The following is a 23,284-nucleotide window of genomic DNA, read 5'->3' on the forward strand; positions in this document are numbered from 1 at the left end:
GGGGTGGGTGCATCGGCTGCGGTCCGCCGGCGGCAGGGGCCGGGCGGTGCGCTTCTTCCATGATGCAGAAGCAAGATCTTGCCATTCGGAATCCTAATTCCACCGCCGGCACCCGTCAATGCCCCTAGGCGAAGAACTCCTGGCCGTAGTAGCTGCCGGCGGCGGGCAGGCCGGCGGGGACGGCGAAGACGGCGGAGCCGACGTGGCGGATGTACTCGTTCAACCTGTCGGAGGAGCCGAGCCGGCGCTGCAGCGCAACAAAATTGGCCGGATCATTCTGGAAGCTGAGGAAAAACAGCCCGGCATCCAGCCGGCCCACACTGTCCAGCCCGTCGGTGAAGTTGTAGCCGCGGCGCAGGATCTTCACGCCATTGTTGTTCTCGTGGGCGGCCAGGGCAATGTGCGAGTCGGCGGCGATCACCGGTTCGCCGTCGGCGCCCTTTGCTGCAAAGTCCGGGACGTCATGCTCCAGCTTGCCGGAATGCGGGGCGCCCTCATGCTTGGTGCGGCCGAAGATGCTCTGCTGGTCGCCAATGGAATCGGTGTCCCAGGTTTCGATCATCATGTGGATTTTCCGGGCCACCAGATAGGTGCCGCCGTTCATCCACGACTGGCCGGTTTCCTCACCCGTCCACACATGCTCCGCCATGTCCTCGGCGGTGGTGATGTTGCGGGTGCCGTCCTTGAACCCCATGAGGTTGCGCGGCGTCTGCTGGTTGGCGCCGGCCGAGGCCCGGCCGAAGCCCAGCACCGTCCAGCGGGTCTTGACCTGGGTGCGGGCCATGCGGGCCAGGTTGCGGATCGCATGGTAGGCCACCTGCGGATCGTAGGCGCAGGCCTGGATGCACAGATCACCCCCGGTGAACTGGGGTTGCAGGGATTCGCCCGCCATGGCGGGGAGGTCCGCGAAATTGGCTGGCTTGAACTTTTCCAACCCGAAACGGTCGTCGAAGAGCGAGGGGCCGAATCCAAGGGTCAACGTCAGCCCCTGCGGACCCATCCCGGTGGCCTCGCCCGTGTCCACGGGGATGGCCTGTTCGCGGCCGGGTTCCGTGGCGCCGATGGCTTTTCCTGCTGTCATCTCCGCCATGGCGGCACTCCACTTGGCCAGCACCAATTGCAGATCCGTGCGGCTCTTGCCCGTCATGTCGAAGGACATGAACACCAAATGGTCCTGCGGAGGGGTGGCGATGCCGCTCTGGTGCTCGCCATAGAAGGGATAGGCCAGCTGGGACTGCGCAGCGCCCAGGGCGGCGATGCCCGTGGGTCCACCGCTCGTGGCAGCGTGTGCGGCGTCGCCGGCCAGCACAGCGGAGGCGCCGATTGCGCCGACGGCGGTGCCCGCCACCAGACCCGCCGAGGCGGACATGATGGCCGTGCCGCCGGCGCCGTGGAGGAATCCGCGGCGCGAGACGCCGTCCTTCGAAGGAGTCGAGGCAGCCATTAGACCGCCGCCACCTTCGCAGCAATCTTGGACAGCGGATCCTGCAGGGATTGGATCAGCTGGGTCAGCTTGGTGGCGTCGGAGGCCTTGAGCTCCTCCGTGTACGGCTTCCAGCCACCGATGGCGTTGGCGTCCTTGTAGTCTTCCAGTGCTGCCGTGACGGTGTCGAACTGGGCGGAGATGGTCTTCACCAGATCGGCGTCGATCACCACGAGGGCGGGCTTGAGGTACTCGAAGGCCTGCTGGGAGCCCTCAACGTTGGCGCCGAAGTCCAGCAGGTCAAGCTTGGAGTAGGCCTCCTCCTCGCCGGTGATCTTGGAGGACTGGACCTCCTCCAGCAGGCCGCTGGCGCCGTTGGCCAGTTCCTCGGCCTTGTACTGAAGACCGGTGGTTTCCTTCTGCAGCTTGCCGACGTTCTCCACCAGACCGGCCGCCAGGGCCTTCGTGGAATCGGTGATGGCCTTGGTTTCGAAAAGGTCCCGCTCGAGCGGGTGGAAGCCGGTCCACTCGGCGCCCGGCTCGACGTCGGCGATGCGCAGGTCCAGCGCCGGGTCCAGCTCGGGGAAGCTCTCGGCCACGGGCTCGATGCGCTCGTAGAACGGGCGGGCGGCTGCGTAGGCCTTCTGGCTGGCCGTGACATCGCCGGAGTCGACGGCGGTCTTCAGGGCGGCGACGGCCTCCACCAGGCTGGCCACCTGGCCGGAGACGTAGCCGCCGTAGCCGGCGGTGCCGGCGGCCAGCAGGTCCGTGGTGCCGTTGCTGGCGGCGGCGGTGCTGTTGCCCGTGACGGTGAAGGGGGTGTATTCGGTGCCGGCGCCGGGGCAGTACAGCTGGTAGCTGCCGCCAGAGAGGGTGACGGTGAAGCTGACGGGCTTCAGGCCCGGGATGACGTTCTCGCGCTCGCCCAGGATGCGCTTGTCGGACAGCAGCTCCACCTCGCTGACACCGGAGGCGTCCTTGTTGGAGATGTTGAAAGTCACGGGCCCCGCCGGGGCCGAGGTGAAGTCGGGAACGCACTGGTCCTTGCCGTCCACGTTCTTGACGGAGACGCTCACCGCGGCCGTGCCGTTGGCGACGGGCGCGCCGCCGCCGGCGGCGCCCGTGCCCGTGGCGCCCGTGGTTCCCGAACAGCCGGCCAGAACCATCGCCGCCAGGGCGGGTCCGGCGACGAGGAGGGCTGTGGTGCGCTTGCGCGGGGTGGAGATCATGAAAGGTCCTTCACTTGCTGGGACGAAAGGGAACGGTTGTCTGATGCTGCGATGGGGGTGCGTCCGCTGCGCGCGTGGGACGCGCTGGGGGCCGAAGCTGTGTGGGGTGCCGGACGACGGCCCTGGCGGAATGCCACGGCCGCGAAGAGGAGGGCTGCAGCGGCCAGGACGGCGGGGAGCCACAAATGCCACAGCGGCAGTTCATTGCGCACCCCCGCCGACAAGGCCAGGGCCTGGGCCGCAGCGGCGGACGATGCCGCCGGGACGGTCCAGGCATCCGGGCTGGGCAGGACCACCGTGCGCGCGGTGGGAAGTCCGCCGCCGCTGAGGGTGGCGGTGGTGCTGCCGGCGCTGGCGGCGTCGAGCAGTTCCGTGCCGGCGAGCCAGACGGTGAGCTTCATGTCATGGCTCCAGGCGGCGTCGAACGGGCCTGGATTGTTCTGGCCGCCGATGCCCACCGGCAGGCGGCCGCCGTTGAGGGCGGCCAACGCCGTGCGGTCCAGGCTGGCGGGGCCGGAATCCGTCTGCTGCACAGGGAGCGAATACTCCGTGGCGGTGGTGCCCAGATGGCCCACCGTGTGGTGGTCCGCTGCGGCGAGGTCGAAGGTGGTGGTGCGCCCGGCCGTGTCCAGCGAGAGCTGCAGGGTTCCGCGGTCCAGGGACAGTGTGCCGTAGGATTTCCCGGCGTCGTCCACCACCGCCGTCGTGCCTGTGCCCGTGGCGGTGCCGGCAACGGCCGGCTGCGGGGCCAGCAGCGGTGCGGCGATGGCCAGGACGGCGGCAGCTCCGGCCAGGGCGCCGGCCGTGGCGAATTTGGCCCGCTGCGCGTTGGCGGGGGAGGGGCGCCAGCCGCGCGGGGCGAGGATGAAATACAGCACGGGCAGCAGATAGAGCAGCCAGCCCAGGACTTCAATCACGCGGGGGTCGGACGGAATGCCCAGAACGCCCGTGAGCAGTGCCGCCTGCCAGGAGCCATTGGGTGCCAGCCAGGAAAGGTCCACCGTGGCGCCTTGGCCGAGGGTGATCCACCCGGCTTCGTGGGCGGTGCGGAGGGATTTCATCACCAGTCCGGCGGCGACGAAGGCCAGAAAGACACCGGTGGCCTTGAAGAATTTGGCCAGATTCAGTTTGATGCCACCACGGTAGAGTCCGTAGCCGGCCGCGGCGGCGAGGACCAGGCCCAGCACAGCGCCGGCGCCGGCGAGCATCGGGTCGACGGATGACTGGAATGCGGCCACCAGGAAGACGGCCGTTTCGATGCCCTCGCGCAGCACGGCAAGGAAGGCCATCGAGGCCAGGGCCAGGGCCGATCCCCCGCCGAGTGCGTTGGCGGCATGCGATTCCACCTCGGATTTCATGGAACGGGCGTTCTTGGCCATCCAGACGATCATGAAGGTCACGATGCCCACGGCCACCAGGCCGATGATGGACTCCATCCCCTCCTGCTGGGCCTGGGGGAGGGCGGCGGAGACGAGTTCAAGCACCAGTCCGACGACGGCGCTGAGCACCGCGGCCGCGCCGACACCTATCCACATCGGGGCCAGAGAGGCGCCGTTGCGGCGGAGGAAGGCGGCAATCATGCCGACGATCAGGGCGGCTTCGAGGCCTTCGCGCAGGCCAATCACCAGTGTTGCAAGCACCGAGTACTCCGGCATCTGTGGAAAAGATCAAGGCCGGAGAGCTCTCCAAGCCGAGCCAAGGCTATCCTTACTCAAGCCCTATGCGCGAATTAAGCCAGATCAACATGACGTAATGCGCGCCTTATGGAGGAGCCGCGTCCCGCTGGCCGGCAGCGGACCGGCTGCCGGTGGGCCTGCCGATCTGCCTGCCAACCCGTCTACCAGTCCCTTTACCAATCCCGGTGGGGGGCGTCCAGCACCGTCTGGCCCAGCGGCGTCGGGGACCATTGGTCGAACGGGGCATCCAGCTCGTAGCGCCGGCCCGCCCGCAGCAGCGTGCGCACCTCGGCATTGCCGGGGTTGTTCAGCGATTCGAAGTACTCCACGGACCAGTGGAACCAGCGCATGCAGAACAGCCGCATGGTCAATCCGTGGGTGACCAGCAGCGTGTTGGGGGCGTAGAGCGGTTTGTCCCAATGTCTGTACAGCGTCTCCATGAACGAGGAGACCCGGTCGAACACATCCGAGCCGGATTCGCCGTCGCGGAAGCGGTAGAAGAAGTGTCCATAGGCGTTGCGCAGCTCGCGCTGGTCCGCGATGTCGGCCGGGTTCTGGAAATTGGCCCAGTCCTGCTCCCGCAGCCGGGGCTCCTCGATGATGCGCTCCACGGAATCGCCCAGATTCAGCGCCTCAAGAGTCTGGTAGGCGCGCAGATAGGGCGAGACGTAGACGCACACCTGCCCGCCGTCGAGCTGGCGGCGGATCCTCTCCCCGGCGGCCTTGGCCTGCTGCACGCCCAGCTCCGTCAAGGGGATCCGGTAGTCGGGAACCCTGTTGTACAGCGTCTGGTCCACATTGGCCATGGACTGTCCGTGGCGGACCATGATGATCTGGCGGGGAGCGGTCATGGACGCCAGCCTAACGGTCCCAGACGCTGCGACCGGGCAGGATGGATCCATGACTGAAACCCGAACCCGGCTGCGTGCCCAATTGTGGATTGTCCTGGGCCTCTCGCTGGGGCAGTCGGCCGTCTATTCGGTGGTCCAGCTGCTGGACAAGGCCACGCGGGCGCCGCTGGCCGAGGGCACCTCCACGCTCAACCCCGTGCGCAGCAGCCGGGAGGTCTTTGACCTCATCTACCAGCTGCTGGACATCGGCTTTGCACTGGTGCCGGTGGCGCTGGTGCTCTACCTGCTCTGGCAGCCCGGAAAATCCGCCTTCACGGTGCTCGGCTTCACGGCGGACAAGCCCGTGCGCGATGTGCTGTGGGGGATCGGACTGATGCTGGCCATGGGGCTGCCCTCGCTGGGGCTCTACGCCGCGGGCCGGGCCATGGGTGTCACCACCGAGATCATCACCAGCGCCCTCGACGCGCACTGGTGGACCATCCCCGTGCTGGTGCTCTCCGCCATCCGGCACGCCCTGGTGGAGGAAATCATCGTGGTGGGGTACCTGCTGAACCGGCTGGAGAAGCTGGGGTGGGCGCCCTGGGTTGCCGTGCTGGCCAGCTCCCTGCTGCGCGGCAGCTACCACCTGTACCAGGGGCTGGGGCCGTTCCTGGGCAACTTCCTCATGGGCCTGGTGTTCTGCTGGGTCTACAAGCGCTGGGGGCGCCTGGCCCCGCTGGTCATCGCCCACGCCCTGCTGGACATCGCCGCCTTCACCGCCGGCCCCTTGCTGGGATTCGGTTAAACAAAAACTGTGCGACAGCACGTGTCGCTATGGGCGTCCATAACGACACGTGCTGTCGCACAGTTGATAGGTGGGCCGGTATTAGATGGTGACCGGACCGTTGGGGGTTTCGAAGGTGACGCTCATGATGCCGGGCGTGCCGCGCGGGGCGATCCACTCGACCTTGACGTCCTCCAGCGGCTTCTCCACCGGTTCGCCCAGCCATTCGGTGACGCGCTCGGCGCTGCCGGCAATGGTCAGGGAGGCCAGACGGACATTGGACTCGCGGGCCAGCGAGGGGTGCAGCTCGGGATTGCCCTCCCACTTGAGCATGTACGGCACCTGCGGGTCCGCGATGAGGCCCTTGATGCCGATCTGCTGCCAGATCAACTCCTGGCCGTCGGGGAACTTGCGGTTGCCGGGGACGGCGCTGCGGCCGAGGCGCTCTTCGAAGGGGGTAAGGTCATCCACCGCCACGCACCAGCCCATCCAGCCGCCGCCGGCTGCCGAACGGGCCCGCACGGCCTGGCCAAAGGGCGCCTTGTCCGACGCCGGGTGGTCCAGGCACTCCACGACCTCCACATAGTGGTGGTCCGTGAGGGGGATGATCATATTGCGGGTGCCGAAGCGCGGGTGCACGCCTCCACGCACCGCTTCGACTCCAAGGGCATCGGCAATCCGTCCAGCGGTTGCTGCCAGTCCATCTGATTCACAGGCGTAAGAAACATGATCCATGCGCATGGCTTCATCTTGGCACTTTGTGAAGTACGTCTCGACTTAGGGCCCCCTTATCGTCATAGGACGTCAGTTCAATCGTCATAATTGACGACAGAGGCTGCCGTCCGGCGGGTCAAATTGCCTGATGTGTGCGGGACAATGGCACGGTGACTTCGCATCCCGCAGCCCCGATCCCTTCGCGCCCCAGCAGCCCTGCGCCGCGCACCGACCCACGCCCCGGCGGACGCAGCCCCGGCGCTGCGGCGGACCCTGTGAAGCAGGAGGAACGGAAGCCGGAACGGCAGGGGCCGGATGCCCTGGAGCGGGCCATCGCCGCCGAGCTGGGAGTGCGCCCCGACCAGGTGCGGGCCGCCGTCGCCCTTCTTGACGGCGGGGCCACGGTGCCCTTCATCGCCCGCTACCGCAAGGAAGCCACCGGCACGCTGGATGATGCCCAGCTGCGCACGCTGTCCGAACGCCTGAGGTATCTGCGCGAGCTCGAAGACCGCCGCCGCGCCGTGTTGGAGGGCATCGAGGCGGCGGGGAAGCTGACCCCCGCCCTGCGCGCCGCCGTGCTCGCCGCGGCCACGAAGACGGAACTGGAGGAGCTGTACTTCCCCTTCAAATCCACCCGCCGCACCAAGGCCCAGTCTGCCCGCGAGGCGGGGCTGGAGCCGCTGGCGGACGCGTTGCTGAAGGAGCCGCACCGCGACCCGGAGGCCACCGCCGCCCGCTACCGCAATGCGGAGCACGGCGTGGACGACGCCGGGGCCGCCCTGGCCGGGGCCCGGGCCATCCTGATCGAGCGTGCCGCCCAGGACACGGTGCTGGCATCCGAGCTGCGCACCCGGCTGTGGAAGGGTGGGCGGCTGCGCTCGCGCCCCAAACCCGGCGCCAAGGCCGGTGTTCCGGGCGCGCCCGGCGGGGATGCCGCCGCCAAATTCAAGGACTATCTGGACTTTGTCCAGCCGCTGAACCGCCTGCCCGGGCACCGGGTGCTTGCCCTGCTGCGCGGCGAGGCCGACGGCGTGCTGGCCCTGGACATCGCCGAGGCCGATCCGCGTGATGCCGAGGTGCTGGCCGAGGCCCGGGGCTGGTACGAACGCGCCGTCGCCCGCTCGCTGGGCGTATCCCCGCGCGGCCGGGCGGCCGACGAGTGGTTGATGGGCAGCGTGGAGGCGGCCTGGCGCACGCGGCTGCTGGCCCGCCTGGCCACCGAGGCCCGGGGGCGGCTCTTTGCCGCTGCCGAGGAGGAGGCCGTGGCGGTCTTCGCGGCCAATCTGCGCGACGTCCTGCTGGCCGCACCGGCCGGCAACCGGGCCACCCTGGGGCTGGATCCGGGCCTGCGCACGGGGGTCAAGGTCGCCGTCGTGGACGGCACCGGCCAGGTGGTCGCCACCGATACGGTCTACCCGCATGCCCCGGCCAAGCGCTGGGACGAGGCCCTCGCCAAACTCGTGGCCCTGTCCAAAAAGCACCGCGTGGAGCTGGTGGCCATCGGCAATGGCACGGCCTCCCGTGAAACGGACAGACTGGCCGCGGCGCTGCTGGCCGAGCTGAAGAAGCACGACGGCGGTGCCCCCGGCGCCGCCCAGCCCGCCAAGGTGGTGGTCTCCGAGGCCGGCGCCAGCGTCTATTCCGCCTCCGCCCTGGCATCGGCGGAGCTGCCCGGCATGGACGTCTCCCTTCGCGGGGCCGTGTCGATCGCCCGCCGACTGCAGGATCCGCTGGCGGAATTGGTGAAGATCGAGCCCAAGTCCATCGGCGTGGGCCAGTACCAGCACGATCTCACCCCGGCCCGGCTGGACCGCGCCCTGGACGCCGTCGTCGAGGACTGCGTGAATGCGGTGGGCGTGGACGTCAATACGGCCTCCCCGGCGCTGCTGGCCCGGGTGGCCGGCGTCGGCCCGCTGCTGAGCGAAAACATCGTGGCGTACCGCAATGAACACGGCCCCTTTGCCAGCCGGGCGGCGCTGAAAAAGGTGCCGCGGCTTGGCGCCAAGGCCTTCGAACAGTGCGCCGGCTTCCTGCGGATCACCGGGGGAGCGGAGCCGCTGGACGCCTCCAGCATCCACCCCGAGGCCTACCCCGTGGCCCGGAAGATCCTCGCCGCAGCGGGGGCCAAGGCCCCCGGTGCAGGGGCCGCCGCCGTCGCCGCTCTGGACCCGGCCCGCTTCGTGGACGGCGCCTTCGGGCTGCCCACTGTGGTGGACATCCTGGCGGAGCTGCCCAAGCCCGGCCGCGACCCGCGCCCTCGCTTCGCCACCGCCAGCTTCGCCGAGGGCGTGGAGAAGATCACCGATCTGCGCGCCGGCATGGTGCTGGAGGGAACGGTGTCCAATGTGGCAGCCTTCGGTGCCTTCGTGGACATCGGCGTCCACCAGGACGGTCTGATCCACATTTCCGCAATGAGCACCCGGCGCATCAACGACCCCCGCGATGTGGTCAAATCCGGCGACGTCGTCAAGGTCAAGGTGCTGGCGGTGGAGCCGGAGCGCAAGCGGATCTCCCTGACGCTGAGGCTCGACGACGCCGTCTAGCGCCGTCTCAAGGGCAGCGGGCAGCGGCAGCGGGCAGCGGCAGCGGGCTGCGGCACGGGGCGCAGGCGCCGGCGGACATGGCACGGCACAAACCGTCACATAACCGTCATATTCTTGCGCCCCGCCGCGGGCCTCTCCCACACTGAATGCAGGTCATGAGTGTCAGCGACAAGCCCCGGCTCGCTGACCGGCAACCCTCCACCGCGGTGGGGTGCCCCGGGTGAAGACCTGGCCTTGGCCAATCGGCTCAAGGCAAGCGCGGGCCACAGGTGCATCCTGGCCCACCGGCCGGGCCACCCGTGTCGTTGTGGGCAAGAGGTGCAGCTTGCGGGCCCACAACTCGAGGAGCCACTTGTGAGCACCGGTTGGTCTTTTGAAACCCGTCAGATCCACGTAGGCCAGGAGCCCGACGCCACCACCGGCGCCCGCGCCCTGCCGATCTACCAGACGACGTCGTTCGTCTTCCCCAGCACCGAGAGCGCCGCCAACCGCTTCGCCCTCGCCGAGCTGGCCCCCATCTACACCCGCATCGGCAACCCCACCCAGGACGCCGTCGAGCAAAGAATCGCCAGCCTTGAGGGCGGCCTTGCGGCCCTGCTGCTCTCCTCCGGCCAAGCTGCAGCGACCTTTGCCGTGCTGAACATTGCCGAGGCCGGGGACCACATCGTCTCCAGCCCCAGCGTCTACGGGGGCACCTACAACCTGTTCGCCCACACGCTGAAGAAGTTCGGCGTCGAGGTCACCTTCGTGGCGGACCCCGACAACCTGCAGGACTGGCGCGACGCCGTCCGCCCCAACACCAAGCTGTTCTTCGGCGAAGTTGTCTCCAACCCGCGCCAGGACGTGCTGGACATCGAGGGTGTCAGCACCGTGGCCCACGAGGCCGGTGTCCCGCTGCTCGTGGACAACACCCTGGCCACCCCTTACCTGATCCGTCCGATCGAGTGGGGAGCCGACGTCGTCATCCACTCCGCCACCAAGTACCTGGGCGGGCACGGCAGCGCCATTGCCGGCGTGATCGTTGACAGCGGCAAGTTCGATTTCACGAAGGATCCGGAGAAGTTCCCCGGCTTCAACACCCCGGACGAGAGCTACAACGGCCTGGTCTACGGGCGCGACCTCGGCGCCGACGGTGCCCTGGGCGCCAACCTCTCCTACATCCTCAAGGCCCGCGTGCAGCTGCTGCGCGACCTCGGCTCCGCCGTCGCCCCGTTCAACGCCTTCCTCATCGCCCAGGGCCTGGAGACGCTCAGCCTGCGCGTGGAGCGCCACGTGGAGAACGCCCGCGCCGTCGCCACCTGGCTTGAGCAGCACGCCGACGTCGAGGCCGTCGCCTATGCCGGCCTGCCGTCCAGCCCCTGGTACGAGCGCGGCGTGAAGTACGGGCCCAAGGGCACCGGCGCCGTCGTCGCCTTCGACATCAAGGGCGGCATCGAGGCCGGCAAGCGCTTCGTGGACGGACTGGAGCTGCACTCGCATGTGGCCAACCTCGGCGACGTCCGCTCGCTGGTCATCCACCCCGCGTCCACCACCCACGCCCAGCTCACCGCCGAGCAGCAACTGGTCGCCGGTGTGCGCCCCGGACTGGTGCGCCTGTCCGTCGGCCTGGAGAACATCACGGACATCCTGGCAGACCTCGAGGCCGGCTTCCGGGCCGCCAAGAGCGCGTGAGCGTTTCTGCCGAGACCCTGGGAACCATAGGCGTGTTTTCCTCCGAGCCCGAGCTGTCCAGCGCCAGCTTGAACGTCGACGGCGTGAACGACGCCGGCGTGGCTGGGCTGCAGCCCGGTACCAGCCCGGCATCCGACGGCGAGCTCCGCTATGCGCAGATCGGCGCCTTGGCGTTGGAGGCTGGGGGAACGCTGGAGGGAGTGTCCCTGGCCTTTGAAACCTGGGGCACGCTGAACGCGGACGCCTCCAACGCCGTCCTGATCCAGCACGCACTGACCGGCAGCACGCATGTCAGCCGCGGCGCAACGGATGAGGACGGCTGGTGGGAGGGCCTGGTTGGACCGGGCCGCACCATCGACACGGGGACGTTCTTCGTGGTGGCCGTGAACATTGTGGGCGGCTGCTACGGCACCACCGGACCGTCGTCGATCGCCGCCGACGGCACCCCGTACGGCTCGCGCTTCCCCTTCACCACCATCCGCGATTCCGTCGCGGCCGAGGCGAAACTGGCGGACCTGCTGGGCATCGGCTCCTGGTACGCCGTGATCGGCGGGTCCATGGGCGGTGCGCGGGCGCTGGAATGGGCCGCCACCTTCCCGGAGCGTGTTCGGCGCTGTGCCGTGGTGGCCTCCTGCGCGGCCAGCACGGCCGAGCAGATCGCCTTCGCCCAGGCGCAGGTGCTGGCCATCCGCCAGGACCCGCACTTTGCCGGCGGGGACTATTACGACGGCGCTGCCCCCACCGCGGGGCTGGGCCTGGCGCGGCGCATCGCACACATCACCTACCGCTCCGAGGCGGAGATGGCCGTGCGCTTCGGCCGCAGCGCGCAGCCGGGCGAGGACCCGGTCGGCGCCGGGCGGCTGACGCCGTCGGGCGCTTCGGCAGGTCCCGGCGGTTCGGCGGGCCACGGTGCATCCGCGGCGGAGCGCTACCAGGTGGAAAGCTACCTCGACCACCAGGCGCGCAAACTGGTGGGCCGCTTCGACGCCAATAGCTACATCGCCATCACCGAGGCACTGATGAGCCACGACGTCGCCCGCGGGCGGGGTCCATTGGAGTCCGCGCTGGCAGCTACGGCCGGCGTCGAGTTCCTCGTGGCGGCCGTGACCAGCGACAGGCTCTACTTCCCCGAGCAGTCCGGGGCCCTGGCCGCGGCGCTGCCCGGAGAGGTGCCGGTGCACAGCATCGATTCGCCCATCGGCCACGACGGCTTCCTCACGGAGACCGGCCAGCTCGGCACCCTGCTGCGGAAGAGCTTTTTCCCCGGCTGAGCCAGCCCGCCCAACTGGGGCGCAGAAACTGTAAAGAATCCGCGGATTCGGTGCAGTTTCTGCGCCCCAGTTTGCGTTGCGGGTCTAGACGCCGGCGCCGGGCGGCATGCCGCTTTCGAACACCGGGCCGGGGGTGGGGCGCTTGGCGCTGATGCCGTCGCCGGAGGACTGGTGGCGGACCCGCCGCAGCACCCACGGCACCAGGAATTCGCGTGCCCAGACCAGATCTTCGGCGCGTGCAGCGCGCCACGGCCGCGGCGGCATCGGGCTGGGGGAGAACGGCTCGAGGGTGTGGGGCACATTGAGCGCGTTCAACGCCATGGTCGCGATGGTGTGGTGCCCCAGCGGAGAAAAGTGCAAACGGTCATCCGCCCACATCTGCGCGTCCGTGAGCTCGCGCAGGGACCACATATCGGCGACGACGGCGTCGTGCCGGGCCGCGATGGTGCGGATGTTCTCGTTATAGATGGCAACCCTGCCGCGGATCATGCCCAGCACCGGCGTGTCGCGGATGTCGGGGCCGTTGAAGAGCAGAACCGTGGCGCCGGCGTCGGCCATCCTGCCCACTGCCACATCCAACTGTTCGGCCAGCGCATCCGGGTCCGAACCGGGGCGGATCAGGTCGTTGCCGCCGGCGGAGATGCTGATCAAATCGGGTTTGAGGGCCAGCGCCGGCTCCAGCTGCTCGGCGAGGATCTGGCCCAGCAGCCGGCCGCGGATGGCCAGATTGGCGTAGGCAAAGTCCGGGTGGGTCCGGCTGAGCTCCTCGGCCAGGCGGTCCGCCCAGCCGCGGTGGCCGCCCGGACTGGTGGCTTCGGGATCGCCGATGCCCTCCGTGAAGGAATCGCCCATGGCCACATAGCGGCTCCAGGGATGGGTGTGCTCCACCCGGGATTCGAGGCTTGTTGTTTCAGGTGTCTGTTGATCTGTCACCATTCCATACTGCTACTGATCGGTAACATGCGCCAGCAATGCGTCCCGGGACGTTGATGGCAATGCTGTGGTTTTGCTCATGGATGCAGGCCTTGTGTGGCTTGATGGTGGCCGTCCGCGGCCTGCTGCCGGCGTTCTGGTCCGGGCGCTGAACGGGCCGTCGGTGCTGGCCGATCCCTCCACAGGCCCCGCAGGCGGGCGTTTGGTTCGGCGCATACATTCGACCAGCTTCGATGAATTTGCCACTAGTTAGAATATGTGTATGAGTACGACGGCGTATTCCCCCGACGCTTCGGGGCGCAGGGCCGGTGGGCACGCCCGCCGGATCATCGCCCTTGCCTACCTCGCCGCGACGCATCCGGCGGGTGCTGGAACCGACTCCAATGATGCGGACGGCGGCGTGGGGGATTCCTCCTGCGGCCCGGACGTCCTTGGCCTGGGGTTGCTGGGCGACCACGGCCTGGTGGAGCTCGCCGCCCAGCTGGAGACCCTCTCCCGCCGCCTGGACGCCTTCAAGGTCCAGTGCGCCGGCGAAATCTCCGCCCGCACCCTGGCGGGCCGGTACCGGGAGGCCGGGGCCGCGACCCCGGTCGCGATGCTCCGCCAGGTCCTGCAGCTCTCCGCGGCCGAGGCGGCCAAACGCCTCGTCCTCGCCACTGCGTTCCTGCCCGCCACGGATCCGATCACGCTGGCCGTGTCCCCGGCCCGCCAGCCCGTGCTGGGCGCCGCGTTCCTGTCCGGGGCGTGTTCGGCCGAGGCCGCCCTGGCCGCCTCGCGGGCCGTCACCGACGCCGCCCACCTGGCCGCCGGCGGGCGGATCACGGCTTCGGAGCTGGAGGAGGTCGAGGCCCGCCTGGCCGCGGTGGCGGCCACGGAGTCCCCGGACTTTTTGGCCCGGTGCGCACGCAGGATCCTGGCCCATCTGGACCCGGACGGGTCCGAGCCCACCGAGGCGGAGCTGCTGGCCAAGGAAGGCATCCACTTCGGGCATCCCCGGCGGGGTCTGGTCCGGTTCGAGGGGCATTTGACCCAGCTCTCGTATGAGGAGTTGATGGCCGCGATCGGCACGGGCACGAACCCGCGCACCCTGGCCGGCATCGTGGCCGAGGCCGGCGGTGCCGGTGGCGTGGTGGCGGTGCCGGGGCAGGGCGCACACCCGGCCTGGGCCGTCGGAACCCCAGACGGCGGCGGTGCGGCGGGCGGTGGGCCGCCGCCGGCCGCGGGCACGCCCGCCGCCTTGGACGCCCCCGGGTGCATCGAGGCGGACGGGTGCACCGATGCCATGGACCACTCCGGGCTGGACCCGGACGTGGCGAGGCGGCTGCTGGCCGCCCAACGCCCCCGCCCGCAGCTGCTCCTGCACGCCCTGCTGGACTGCGTCCGCCTGGCCTCGCGCACGGACACGCTCCCGGACAACGGGGGCCTGCGCCCGCAGCTGTTCATCACCATGACCCTGGCCGACCTGACGGCCGGGTCCGGGTCCGCCACCGTGGCCCACACCGGGCCGATCCCCATCACTGCGGTCCGGCGGGCGGCCTGCGACGCCGGGGTCATCCCCGCCGTCCTGGGCGCCGACGGGGAGGTCCTGGACGTGGGCCGGTCCCAGCGCCTGGTCACCCCCACGATCCGGCGGGCCCTGGTCATCAGGGACAAAGGGTGCGCGTTTCCGGGCTGCGACAGGCCCGTGCAGTGGACCGACGCGCACCACATCATCCCCTGGTCCGAGGGTGGGGAGACCTCGGTGGAGAATTGTGTGCTGTTGTGCACGTACCACCACCATCTGGTGCACCACACCGGCTGGGAGGTCGAGAGCATCCATGGCATGCCGTGGTTTCTGCCACCGTTGTCGATCGATCCGCTCCGGCGGCCGCTGCGCAACGCCTTCCACCACGCCGGCGCAGGGTGAGCACGATCCGCGGCGACCGCCGGGCGGGCAGGATCCACTCGGCCCGGCGGACCCAGGCGGCAGGCGGCGGGTGAAGGCCCGGCGGCCGGCAGCGGAACATGCGCGGCAGGTGGCCTCGACGGTCACGGCCAGCGGATCGGTGCAGGGTCTCGACCGCCTTGGCAGGCCCGGCCACCCGCACGGGACGGCGCCGGGGGCCTCGACGGACCCGGCCAGCGGCGCGAGCGGGCAGCGGAGCCTCGACGGGCCCGGCCAGCCGCGCGGGAGGGCAGGTGGGGTCTCAGCGGGCCCGGACAGCGTCCGCTGGGTTTCGGCTTCGCTCAATCACCGGGCTGGGGAAGCGTCGGGGCCCCGACGGGTCCGACCACCGGTTGCCAAGACCATGAAAAGATGGACCCATGACTAACACCGCAACGGAAACCGCGCCCACCGTCCTCTGGTCCAAACCTGAGGCCGAGCGGAAGGGGACGCCGCTGCTGGTGCTGCTGCACGGCTACGGCTCCAACGAGGCGGACCTCTTTGGTCTGGTGGAGATGCTGCCGGAGGAGTTCACCATCGCCTCGGTGCGCGCCGGCGAGCAGGCTGGCCCGGGCTTTGCCTGGTTCCCGCTGCGCGCGGATGTCAGCTACTCGCTGGACACCGTGAAGACCGCCACCGAGGAGACGGCCGCCTGGATCGACACCGTCAAGGGGGACCACAGCTCGGTCTCGCTGCTGGGCTTCTCCCAGGGCATGTGCATGGCCACCTCACTGGCCCGCCACCGCCCCTCGGACTATGCCGCCGTCGTCGGGCTCTCAGGTTTTGTGGTGGATGCCGACGGTGATCCGTTCTTCCAGGACGAAGTGCTGGCCGAGGCTAAGATCCCCGTCTTCTGGGGACGCGACCAGGCCGATCCGGTGATCCCGGAGGCCGCTGTCGAGTACACCAACACGTGGCTGCGCGGACACTCCAAGATCACCAAGGTCCTCTACACGGGGATCTGGCACGGCATCAATGCCCAGGAAATGGCCCATGTGAAGGAATTCCTGGCCATGACGGTGCCCGCCGCAAAGTAGCGGGCACCGGGCAGCAGTTGCTTAGCCGCGGACGGCGATCCGGACTGTTTCGCCGTTCACCGTGACGGTGTCGCCGGCGCGCAGCTGGCGCCCGCGGCGCTCGTCGATTTCGCCGTTGACCTTTACCAGTCCGTTCTTGATGAGCTCGGTCGCTTCCACGCCGTCCTCCACTAGGGAGGCCAATTTCAGCAGTTGGCCCAATCGGATGACGTCGTCGCGGATTTCAATATCAATAATTTCGTTGGAGCTCATACACACCATGATGCCGCAGAACAAGGCCGGGACTGCACCGCGGGCCCATATGAGTCCGCTGGTTGGTGTTCCCCTGGCCGTTGCCGCTGGGCTGGCCATCCCTGTGCAGGGCCGGGTCAACGGGGCCTTGGGTGCCACACTCGACGACGGATTGGCCGCTGCGCTGGTCAGCTTCGCCGTGGGTTTGGTGGTCATCATCGCGGCTTCGCTCGTTATGCCGCGCGGCCGAGCCGGGCTGGCGGCCATGCTTCCGGTGATCCGTGCCCGGAAGTTTCCGCGCTGGTACCTGCTGGCCGGCGCCATCGGGGCGGTCTTTGTTCTCAGCCAGGGGCTGACTATCTCAGTCCTGGGCGTGGCCCTGTTCACCGTGGCCACCGTCACGGGACAGACGGTGAGTGGACTGTTGGTGGACCGGCTGGGCATCGGCCCGGCGGGCAAGAAGCGGATCAACGGCATGCGCGTCCTGGGTGTGGTGCTGACCATTGCCGCCGTCGCCTGGGCCGTCTCGCCGCGGTTGGGGGCCGGCCTCGATGTCGGATCCCTGGTCCTGCCGCTGCTGCTTCCGATGGCGGCCGGATTCATGGTGAGCTTCCAGCAGGCCATGAACGGCACCCAGACGCTGCACTACGGTACGCCCATCACCGCCACCCTGGTCAACCTGGTTTCCGGTACGGCCGTGCTGTTGATTGCCTGGCTTGTCAAGGCCGCCGTGGCTGGGGTGGGCAATCCGCTGCCGGGGGAGTGGTGGTACTACCTGGGCGGACCCTTGGGCTGCATCTACGTTGGCGTCACGGCTCTGCTGGTGCGCAGCCTGGGAGTGCTGCTCACCGGGCTGGGCATCATCGGCGGCCAGCTGCTGGGGTCCCTCGCTCTGGACATTGTGCTGCCTGTCCCCGGGTCGCACGTTGCGCTGGCCACGGTTCTGGGTACGCTGTTGACTCTGGCCGCCATTGTGGTGGCGACGCTGCCCTGGCCCCGGGTGGTCCTGAAATCCTTCGGAAGGCAAGCACTGTGACCTACGCCCTCATTGGCAGCTACACCGAGTCCGGCAATGGCAGTGGCGCGGGGGTGTCGCGGGTGCTCCTGGGTCCCGATGGACTGCTGGCCAGTGTCGACGCCGTCGGGGCCGGACTGCGCAACCCCTCCTTTCTGGCCGTCGACCCGCTGAATGCGGACGTGCTGTACGCCGTGGAGGAGCTCGACGACGGGGCCCTGGCCGAGCTGGATGCCTCGACGCTGGCGCTGCGCCGGCGCACGCCCACGTCCGGTGCCCACCCCTGCCACGTTGCAGTGGTCGGGAGCGGGGCCGACGCCGGTGCCGGGCGGACTGTATGGGCCGCCAACTACTCCTCCGGCAGCGTTGCGGTGCTGCCGGCCGACGGCGCCTGGGCCGGGAATGCACTGGACGGGTCGGCAACGTCTGCCGGTGCACCCGTCCTGCTGGCCAACCCCGGCATCGGCCCGGTGGCCGACCGCCAGGAGCAATCGCACGCCCACCAATCGGTTCCCACGCCCTGGGGCACGGTGCTCGTGGCGGACCTCGGAGCGGACCGGGTGGACGAGTACTCCGCCGCCGCGCCGCACATGCTGCTCGGCAGTGCAACGCTGCCGCCTGGTGCGGGCCCACGCCACCTGGTCCTGCTCGGGGACGTGCTCCTGGTGGCCGGCGAGCTTGATGCCCGGCTGCACATCTTCTCCCGCGACGGCGGAGCCGCGGGCGAATCCGGTGCCGACAAGGCCCCCGGCCAGAGCCGTCCGGCCCCCTGTGTCTGGCACTGGCAGTACAGCGTGGCGCTGTTCGACGACACTCACCCGGCCTTCGATGCTGCGGCAGACCGCTACCCCTCACATCTTCAGGCCAGTGCCGATGGCGCCGTCGTGTACGCCGCGATCCGCGGCCGCGACAGCATCGCCGTCGTCGACGTTTCAGCGCTCGGGAACGGAACCGGGAACGGAACCGGGGACAGGAACGGGAACGGCAGTGCGTCGGCCGCCCGGCCCGTGCTGCTGGACGAGGTGCCCTGCGGCGGCGCCTGGCCGCGGCACTTCGCCGTCGAGGGTTCCAAGCTTTATGTGGCCAATGAGCGCTCGCACACCATCGCCGTCTTCGCCCTGGACGAGGCCGGCGTGCCCGGTGCCGAGCCCCTCCAGCAGTTCCCACTCAACAGCCCCACCTGCATCCTCCTGCCCAACTGAGTGACAGTTATCGCACAAAATCGCGCTTCGAACGTGCGATAGCTGTCACCTACTTGGGCCGGGAGGGCCGGTAGGCTAGTGCAGGAACCTCCGCACGGAGGGATTCCCGCGCCCCCGGCATCGGCCGGACCGCGAGGCGGACCGCACCCAGCGGCCCCGCGACGCTCCTAGAAAGGGACACCGCCACCATGGCCAACAAGTCTTCGCTCGATCCCATCATCTCGCTGGCCAAGCGCCGCGGCTTCGTCTTCCAGGCGGGTGAGATCTACGGCGGTTCACGGTCGGCCTGGGACTATGGGCCCCTCGGCGTCGAGCTGAAGGAAAACATCAAGCGCCAGTGGTGGCAGACGTTCGTCCGTGGACGCGAAGACATGGTGGGCCTGGATTCCTCCGTCATCCTGCCCAAGGCCGTCTGGGAGGCCTCCGGCCACGTCGCGACCTTCACCGACCCGCTGGTGGAGTCGCTGCACACGCACAAGCGCTACCGTGCCGACCACCTGATCGAGGCCTACACGGCCAAGCACGGCCGCCCGCCGGAGAACGGCCTGGCGGACATCAAGGACCCGGAGACCGGCCAGGACGGCAACTGGACCGAGCCGCAGAACTTCTCCGGCCTCATGAAGACCTTCCTGGGCCCGGTCGACAACGAGACCGGCCTGCACTACATGCGCCCGGAGACCGCCCAGGGCATCTTCGTGAACTTCAACAACGTGCTGACCACCTCGCGCAAGAAGCCGCCGTTCGGCATCGGCCAGATCGGCAAGGCGTTCCGGAACGAGATCACGCCCGGCAACTTCATCTTCCGCACCCGCGAGTTCGAGCAGATGGAGATCGAGTTCTTCACCGCCCCGGCCGACGCCGACGAGTGGTTCAAGCACTGGGTCGAGTCCTGCTGGGACTGGTTTGTTGACCTGGGCATCAACCCGGAGAACCTGCGCAAGTTCGACGTACCGGCCGAGGACCGCGCGCACTACTCAGCCGGCACCATCGACGTCGAGTACCGCTTCGGCTTCCAGGGCTCCGAGTGGGGCGAGCTCATGGGCATTGCCAACCGCACGGACTTCGACCTGACCAGCCACTCCACCGCCTCCGGCACGGAGCTGAGCTACTTCAACCAGGCCTCCGGCGAACGCTTCACCCCGTACGTGATCGAGCCCTCCTTCGGCCTGACCCGTTCCATGATGGCGTTCCTGGTGGACGCCTACACCGAGGACGAGGCCCCCAACGCCAAGGGCGGCGTGGACAAGCGCACTGTGCTGCGTCTGGACCCGCGCCTGTCGCCGGTGAAGGCCGCTGTGCTGCCGCTGAGCCGCAACGAGGACCTCTCCCCGAAGGCCAAGGACCTGGCGAACCAGCTGCGCAAGCACTGGAACATCGAGTTCGACGACGCCGGCGCCATCGGCCGCCGATACCGCCGCCAGGACGAGATCGGTACGCCGTTCTGCATCACGGTGGACTTCGACACCCTCGAGGACCAAGCCGTGACCATCCGTGAGCGCGACAGCATGTCCCAGGAGCGCGTCTCCCTGGACAAGGTGGAGAGCTACCTGGCCGCCCGTCTGATCGGCGCCTAGGCACCGATGGCCGAGTTGAGCTACCGCCCTTGGCGCGATGGGGACGATCTGGCCCTGAACGAGATCTGGGGCGACCCGGAGACCTTCCAGGCCGGACAGTTCCGCGGCGCCCTGGCGGTGTCGCAGGATGCCGGTCCGTGGCGGCGCACCATCGTGGCCGAGGACCAGGGCATTGCCGTGGCCGCGGGCGTGGTGTACTCCACAGCCCTGCACGCCGAGCGCCTCTGGGTGTATGTGGAGGTGGCCCGCGACCACCGCGGCACGGGGCTGGCGGCCACGCTGCTGGCCATGCTGCGGGCGGAGGCCGCTGCCGCCAAGGCTGCCGGGACCATTGGCACGACGGCGTTGCGCACCAAGGTGGAGCCCGGCACCGCCGGGGCCGCCTTTGCCGCCCGGATCGGCCTGGCACCGCTGCAGCGCAGCCGCGTGGTGGTGGTGTCTCCGAACGCCCTGCGGCTGCCGGTCTTTGGCGAGGGCACCGAGGCCGAGGCCACGGAGCGTGTGCAGGACCTGGCCACGGGCTCGGTGGAGCTGACCGACGTCGTCGGGCGCTACTACGAGGCCGTGCACGCCTGGGATCCGACGGGTCCGTTGTCCCCGGGCACCGTCCAGCGTCTGTTCCTGGACGATCTGACAGGTGCGCACGGAGCGATTGTCCTGCGCGCCGCCCCGGAAAGTTCGTTTGGAGCCAGCGTGGCACCGACCAAGAAGGGCCGCGTGCAGGCCTTCGTGGTCAGCTACACCCAGGGCGCCCAGGATGCCCCCACGGATGTCTTTGTGGGGCATGAGCCCGCGCTGGCTCCGGCGGAGGCGGCCGACGCCGTCCGGGACCTGCTGGCCCTGATCGCCCACCAACACCCGGTGGTGCTGGAACTGGACGAGTCCATGACGGCCCTGCGCGCCGTCGTCGAGCCTCTGTTGGAGGCCGGCAAGGCCAGCGTCCGCGGGGTCGAAACCCTGGTGGTCGGCGAGTCCTGACCGGATGTTGAGGCGTGGGCTGATGCCGTTTAGATCCGTTCTAAAGGGCATCAGCCCACGCCTCAATGCGTTCAACTTCTTTCCCAAAACGCCACGAGGTGCGCTGTGAGCCATTCCCATTCCCATGTCCACGCCGATGCGCAGGAGCTGACACCGGCGCAGGCGCGGGCCGTGAACGCCATGCGGCGCCGGGCCAACACGCTGCTCGTCGCGGTGCTGGCCCCCATTGCCGTCCTGGCCGTGGTGGCCATGGTGCTGCTGTGGCCCAGCGGTTCGGTGCAGTCCGCGCAAGGGCCCAACCCTTACACGGCGGCGCCCGGTGCCAGCATCGAAACGGGCTCGGTGCAGCGGACGGCCGTCGAGGACTGCCCGGGCACCCCAGTCCCGCCCTCAGGGACGGCGCAACAGTGTCTGGTGGCCTATCTGGTGGCTGACAGCGGCGCCGGCGTGGTGCCGGTGGCGGTCCCGCCGGAGATTGAGAAGACCCGCGGCGTCAAGGTTGGCGACAACATCCGCTACGTGGACCTTTCGGGCATTGTCGCGGCGGATGGGTCCTCCTTCCAGGGGCCGCAGTTTGTCTTCATGGACTTTGTCCGCACCCTGCCCATTGCCCTGCTGGCCTTCGCCTATGCCGTCGTCGTCATCGCCGTCGCGCGCTGGCGCGGTGTGCGGGCGCTGATCGGCCTGGGCGGCGCCTTCGCCGTGCTGGCCGCGTTCATGCTCCCCGCCCTGCTGGAGGGGCGGCCGCCCCTCCTCGTGGGGCTGGTGGGGGCCACGGTGATCATGTTTGGCGTGCTGTACTTCGCCCACGGCTTCTCCGCCAGAACGTCGACGGCGCTGCTGGGGACGCTGTTCGGGCTGGGGATCACGGCGCTGCTGGCCGCCTGGGCCACCGACGCTGCGGCACTGACCGGCACGGCTGAGCACAACAGCTACACCCTGATGACGCTGGCCCCGGGCATGAGCCTGTCCGGCATGATCCTCTGCGGGCTCATCATCTCCGGGCTGGGCGTGCTCAACGATGTCACTATCACCCAGTCCTCGGCCGTCTGGGAGCTGTACGAGCTGGCCCCGCACACCAGCGCCCGGAACCTGTTCACCTCGGCCATGCGCATCGGGCGGGACCACATCGCCTCCACCGTGTACACCATCGCCTTCGCCTACGCCGGGGGAGCGCTGCCCGTGCTGATCCTGGTGTCCCTGTACGACAGGCCGCTGCTGGACGCACTGACCAGCGTGGAGCTGGCCGAGGAGGTGGTCCGCATCCTGGTGGGCTCCATCGGCCTGGTGCTGGCCATCCCGGTGACGACGGCGGTGGCCGTTGCGGTGGTCAAGGCCACCAGAAACCGGAGACCTCCTGGCAACCGCAAGCCGGCCGGCCGGCGGAGCAGCGCCGGCACAGGTGCACCCGCAAGCCACAAGCACACGGAACCCGCCGCCGACACACCCACCACCGCAAACCCAACAGAGTCCGCAGCCGCCGTCGGGCCGCCCAGCCGTTAACCACAGCCGTTAACGACGTTGAGGCGTGAGGTAGTGCCCTTTAGCCGCAGTCTAAAGGGCACTACCTCACGCCTCAACAGCGGACAAGGGCCGGCTATTGGGCCAATCGTCCCGAGAACGGGTAGAGGATGGCGGCGGAGACCTCCGCCACGGGGCGCTCGGGGCTGAAGACCAGCCATTCCAGGCCGCCCATCAGCGAGGCGCCGAAGATGCTGGCGGCCATCAGCAGCTCCTGGCCCTCGTCGCCCGGTTCCGGGTTCAACGGCCGGATGGCCTGGACAAACTCCGACAGCACCTCCCGGCGCAGCACCAGGATGGAATGCTGCCAGACCCTGTCCGTGCGGAAGATCTCTGCGGCCATCAGCTTGGCCAGGGCGCGGTTGTCCCGGATGAGTTCGAGCATGGCGGACACCATGGACTCCACCGAGGCCCAGCCGGCGTGCGCCAGCCGGGCCTCGCGCAGCACCGCGGCCAGCTGGGACACGCCGGCGGTCAGCAGCTCCTCAAAAAGCTTGTCCTTGGAGGAGAAGTTGTAATAGACGCTGCCCTTGGCCACCCCGGCCCGCTCGGCCACTTCGTCCATCGTGGTGCCCGAAATGCCGTGCTGGGCGCCAAGTTCCAAGGCGGCATCGAGGATGGCCCGCTTGGTTCCGGAGATGCGTGGCATGAAGGGTCCGATCGTTGGGGGCATACGGGCGGGGCGTACGGGGTGGGCATGTGCGCATGGCACGGCCTGTGGGTGGACG

Annotated in this window: 18 protein-coding genes, 1 pseudogene and 1 riboswitch; of the genes and pseudogenes, 11 read left to right on the top strand and 8 right to left on the bottom strand. The window is 69.1% G+C overall.

The window, feature by feature from the left end; genetic code table 11:
- Positions 1 to 124: 124 nt before the first annotated feature.
- From efeB to K254_RS0102005, 4 genes are all read right to left on the bottom strand, one after another.
- Positions 125 to 1,444 carry an iron uptake transporter deferrochelatase/peroxidase subunit gene (efeB, locus tag K254_RS21290; protein ID WP_035748873.1) on the bottom strand — a complete coding sequence of 440 codons (1,320 nt, stop codon included), beginning with the start codon at positions 1,442 to 1,444 and terminating at the stop codon, positions 125 to 127.
- On the bottom strand, positions 1,444 to 2,652 hold the full coding sequence (gene efeO / locus K254_RS26290; RefSeq protein WP_026553973.1) for an iron uptake system protein EfeO: 1,209 nt from the start codon (positions 2,650 to 2,652) through the stop codon (positions 1,444 to 1,446). The genes efeB and efeO overlap by 1 nt, the downstream gene beginning before the upstream one ends.
- Entirely contained in the window at positions 2,649 to 4,292 is a 1,644-nt protein-coding gene (efeU, locus tag K254_RS25145; RefSeq protein WP_081710048.1) for an iron uptake transporter permease EfeU, read from the bottom strand. Before efeU ends, efeO begins: the two co-directional genes overlap by 4 nt.
- Positions 4,293 to 4,501: 209 nt before the next feature.
- Entirely contained in the window at positions 4,502 to 5,179 is a 678-nt protein-coding gene (locus K254_RS0102005; RefSeq protein ID WP_026553974.1) for a histidine phosphatase family protein, read from the bottom strand.
- A 49-nt stretch (positions 5,180 to 5,228) separates the two neighbouring features.
- On the opposite strand from K254_RS0102005, the gene K254_RS0102010 reads away from it, so the two are divergent.
- Entirely contained in the window at positions 5,229 to 5,963 is a 735-nt protein-coding gene (locus K254_RS0102010; RefSeq protein WP_026553975.1) for a CPBP family intramembrane glutamic endopeptidase, read from the top strand.
- 81 nt (positions 5,964 to 6,044) lie between these two features.
- Here K254_RS0102010 and K254_RS0102015 read toward each other — a convergent pair whose 3' ends face one another.
- A complete protein-coding gene (locus K254_RS0102015) occupies positions 6,045 to 6,683 on the bottom strand; it encodes a VOC family protein (RefSeq protein WP_026553976.1) in 639 nt (212 codons plus the stop codon).
- Between the two features lie 248 nt (positions 6,684 to 6,931).
- Between K254_RS0102015 and K254_RS21300 the strand changes: the two are divergent.
- The 3 genes and pseudogenes from K254_RS21300 (at position 6,932) to metX (ending at position 12,141) form a co-directional block, all read left to right on the top strand.
- A pseudogene (locus K254_RS21300) lies at positions 6,932 to 9,302 on the top strand (Tex family protein).
- A 48-nt stretch (positions 9,303 to 9,350) separates the two neighbouring features.
- Positions 9,351 to 9,464: riboswitch (SAM riboswitch) on the top strand.
- A gap of 89 nt (positions 9,465 to 9,553) precedes the next feature.
- The gene (locus K254_RS0102025; RefSeq protein ID WP_026553977.1) at positions 9,554 to 10,870 is read left to right on the top strand and encodes a bifunctional o-acetylhomoserine/o-acetylserine sulfhydrylase; all 1,317 of its coding nucleotides are present in this window, start codon (positions 9,554 to 9,556) and stop codon (positions 10,868 to 10,870) included.
- A gap of 98 nt (positions 10,871 to 10,968) precedes the next feature.
- Complete coding sequence (gene metX / locus K254_RS0102030) at positions 10,969 to 12,141, top strand: homoserine O-acetyltransferase MetX (protein ID WP_051389113.1); 1,173 nt, start codon at positions 10,969 to 10,971, stop codon at positions 12,139 to 12,141.
- Between the two features lie 84 nt (positions 12,142 to 12,225).
- On the opposite strand, the gene K254_RS0102035 is transcribed toward metX, so the two are convergent.
- Positions 12,226 to 13,077 (bottom strand): SGNH/GDSL hydrolase family protein, encoded by an 852-nt coding sequence (locus tag K254_RS0102035; RefSeq protein WP_035748875.1) that lies wholly within the window; start codon positions 13,075 to 13,077, stop codon positions 12,226 to 12,228.
- Between the two features lie 259 nt (positions 13,078 to 13,336).
- On the opposite strand from K254_RS0102035, the gene K254_RS0102045 reads away from it, so the two are divergent.
- Positions 13,337 to 14,980 carry an HNH endonuclease signature motif containing protein gene (locus tag K254_RS0102045; RefSeq protein ID WP_026553980.1) on the top strand — a complete coding sequence of 548 codons (1,644 nt, stop codon included), beginning with the start codon at positions 13,337 to 13,339 and terminating at the stop codon, positions 14,978 to 14,980.
- A 398-nt stretch (positions 14,981 to 15,378) separates the two neighbouring features.
- Positions 15,379 to 16,035, top strand: coding sequence for an alpha/beta hydrolase (locus tag K254_RS0102050; RefSeq protein ID WP_026553981.1), 657 nt, complete (start codon positions 15,379 to 15,381; stop codon positions 16,033 to 16,035).
- A gap of 21 nt (positions 16,036 to 16,056) precedes the next feature.
- Here K254_RS0102050 and K254_RS0102055 read toward each other — a convergent pair whose 3' ends face one another.
- Positions 16,057 to 16,287 carry an RNA-binding S4 domain-containing protein gene (locus K254_RS0102055; protein ID WP_026553982.1) on the bottom strand — a complete coding sequence of 77 codons (231 nt, stop codon included), beginning with the start codon at positions 16,285 to 16,287 and terminating at the stop codon, positions 16,057 to 16,059.
- 7 nt (positions 16,288 to 16,294) lie between these two features.
- Between K254_RS0102055 and K254_RS0102060 the strand changes: the two genes are divergently transcribed.
- From K254_RS0102060 to K254_RS21305, 5 genes are all read left to right on the top strand, one after another.
- Complete coding sequence (locus K254_RS0102060; protein ID WP_442853038.1) at positions 16,295 to 17,302, top strand: DMT family transporter; 1,008 nt, start codon at positions 16,295 to 16,297, stop codon at positions 17,300 to 17,302.
- Complete coding sequence (locus K254_RS0102065) at positions 17,299 to 18,483, top strand: lactonase family protein (RefSeq protein ID WP_026553984.1); 1,185 nt, start codon at positions 17,299 to 17,301, stop codon at positions 18,481 to 18,483. The genes K254_RS0102060 and K254_RS0102065 overlap by 4 nt, the downstream gene beginning before the upstream one ends.
- Before the next feature lie 188 nt (positions 18,484 to 18,671).
- Complete coding sequence (locus tag K254_RS0102070) at positions 18,672 to 20,057, top strand: glycine--tRNA ligase (protein WP_026553985.1); 1,386 nt, start codon at positions 18,672 to 18,674, stop codon at positions 20,055 to 20,057.
- A gap of 6 nt (positions 20,058 to 20,063) precedes the next feature.
- Positions 20,064 to 21,035 carry a hypothetical protein gene (locus K254_RS0102075; RefSeq protein ID WP_026553986.1) on the top strand — a complete coding sequence of 324 codons (972 nt, stop codon included), beginning with the start codon at positions 20,064 to 20,066 and terminating at the stop codon, positions 21,033 to 21,035.
- A gap of 105 nt (positions 21,036 to 21,140) precedes the next feature.
- A complete protein-coding gene (locus K254_RS21305) occupies positions 21,141 to 22,538 on the top strand; it encodes a YibE/F family protein (RefSeq protein WP_051388687.1) in 1,398 nt (465 codons plus the stop codon).
- A gap of 94 nt (positions 22,539 to 22,632) precedes the next feature.
- Here K254_RS21305 and K254_RS0102085 read toward each other — a convergent pair whose 3' ends face one another.
- Positions 22,633 to 23,205 (bottom strand): TetR/AcrR family transcriptional regulator, encoded by a 573-nt coding sequence (locus K254_RS0102085; protein WP_026553987.1) that lies wholly within the window; start codon positions 23,203 to 23,205, stop codon positions 22,633 to 22,635.
- Positions 23,206 to 23,284 lie beyond the last annotated feature (79 nt).

The sequence above is a fragment of the Arthrobacter sp. 35W genome, from assembly GCF_000482545.1.
Lineage (GTDB): Bacteria > Actinomycetota > Actinomycetes > Actinomycetales > Micrococcaceae > Specibacter.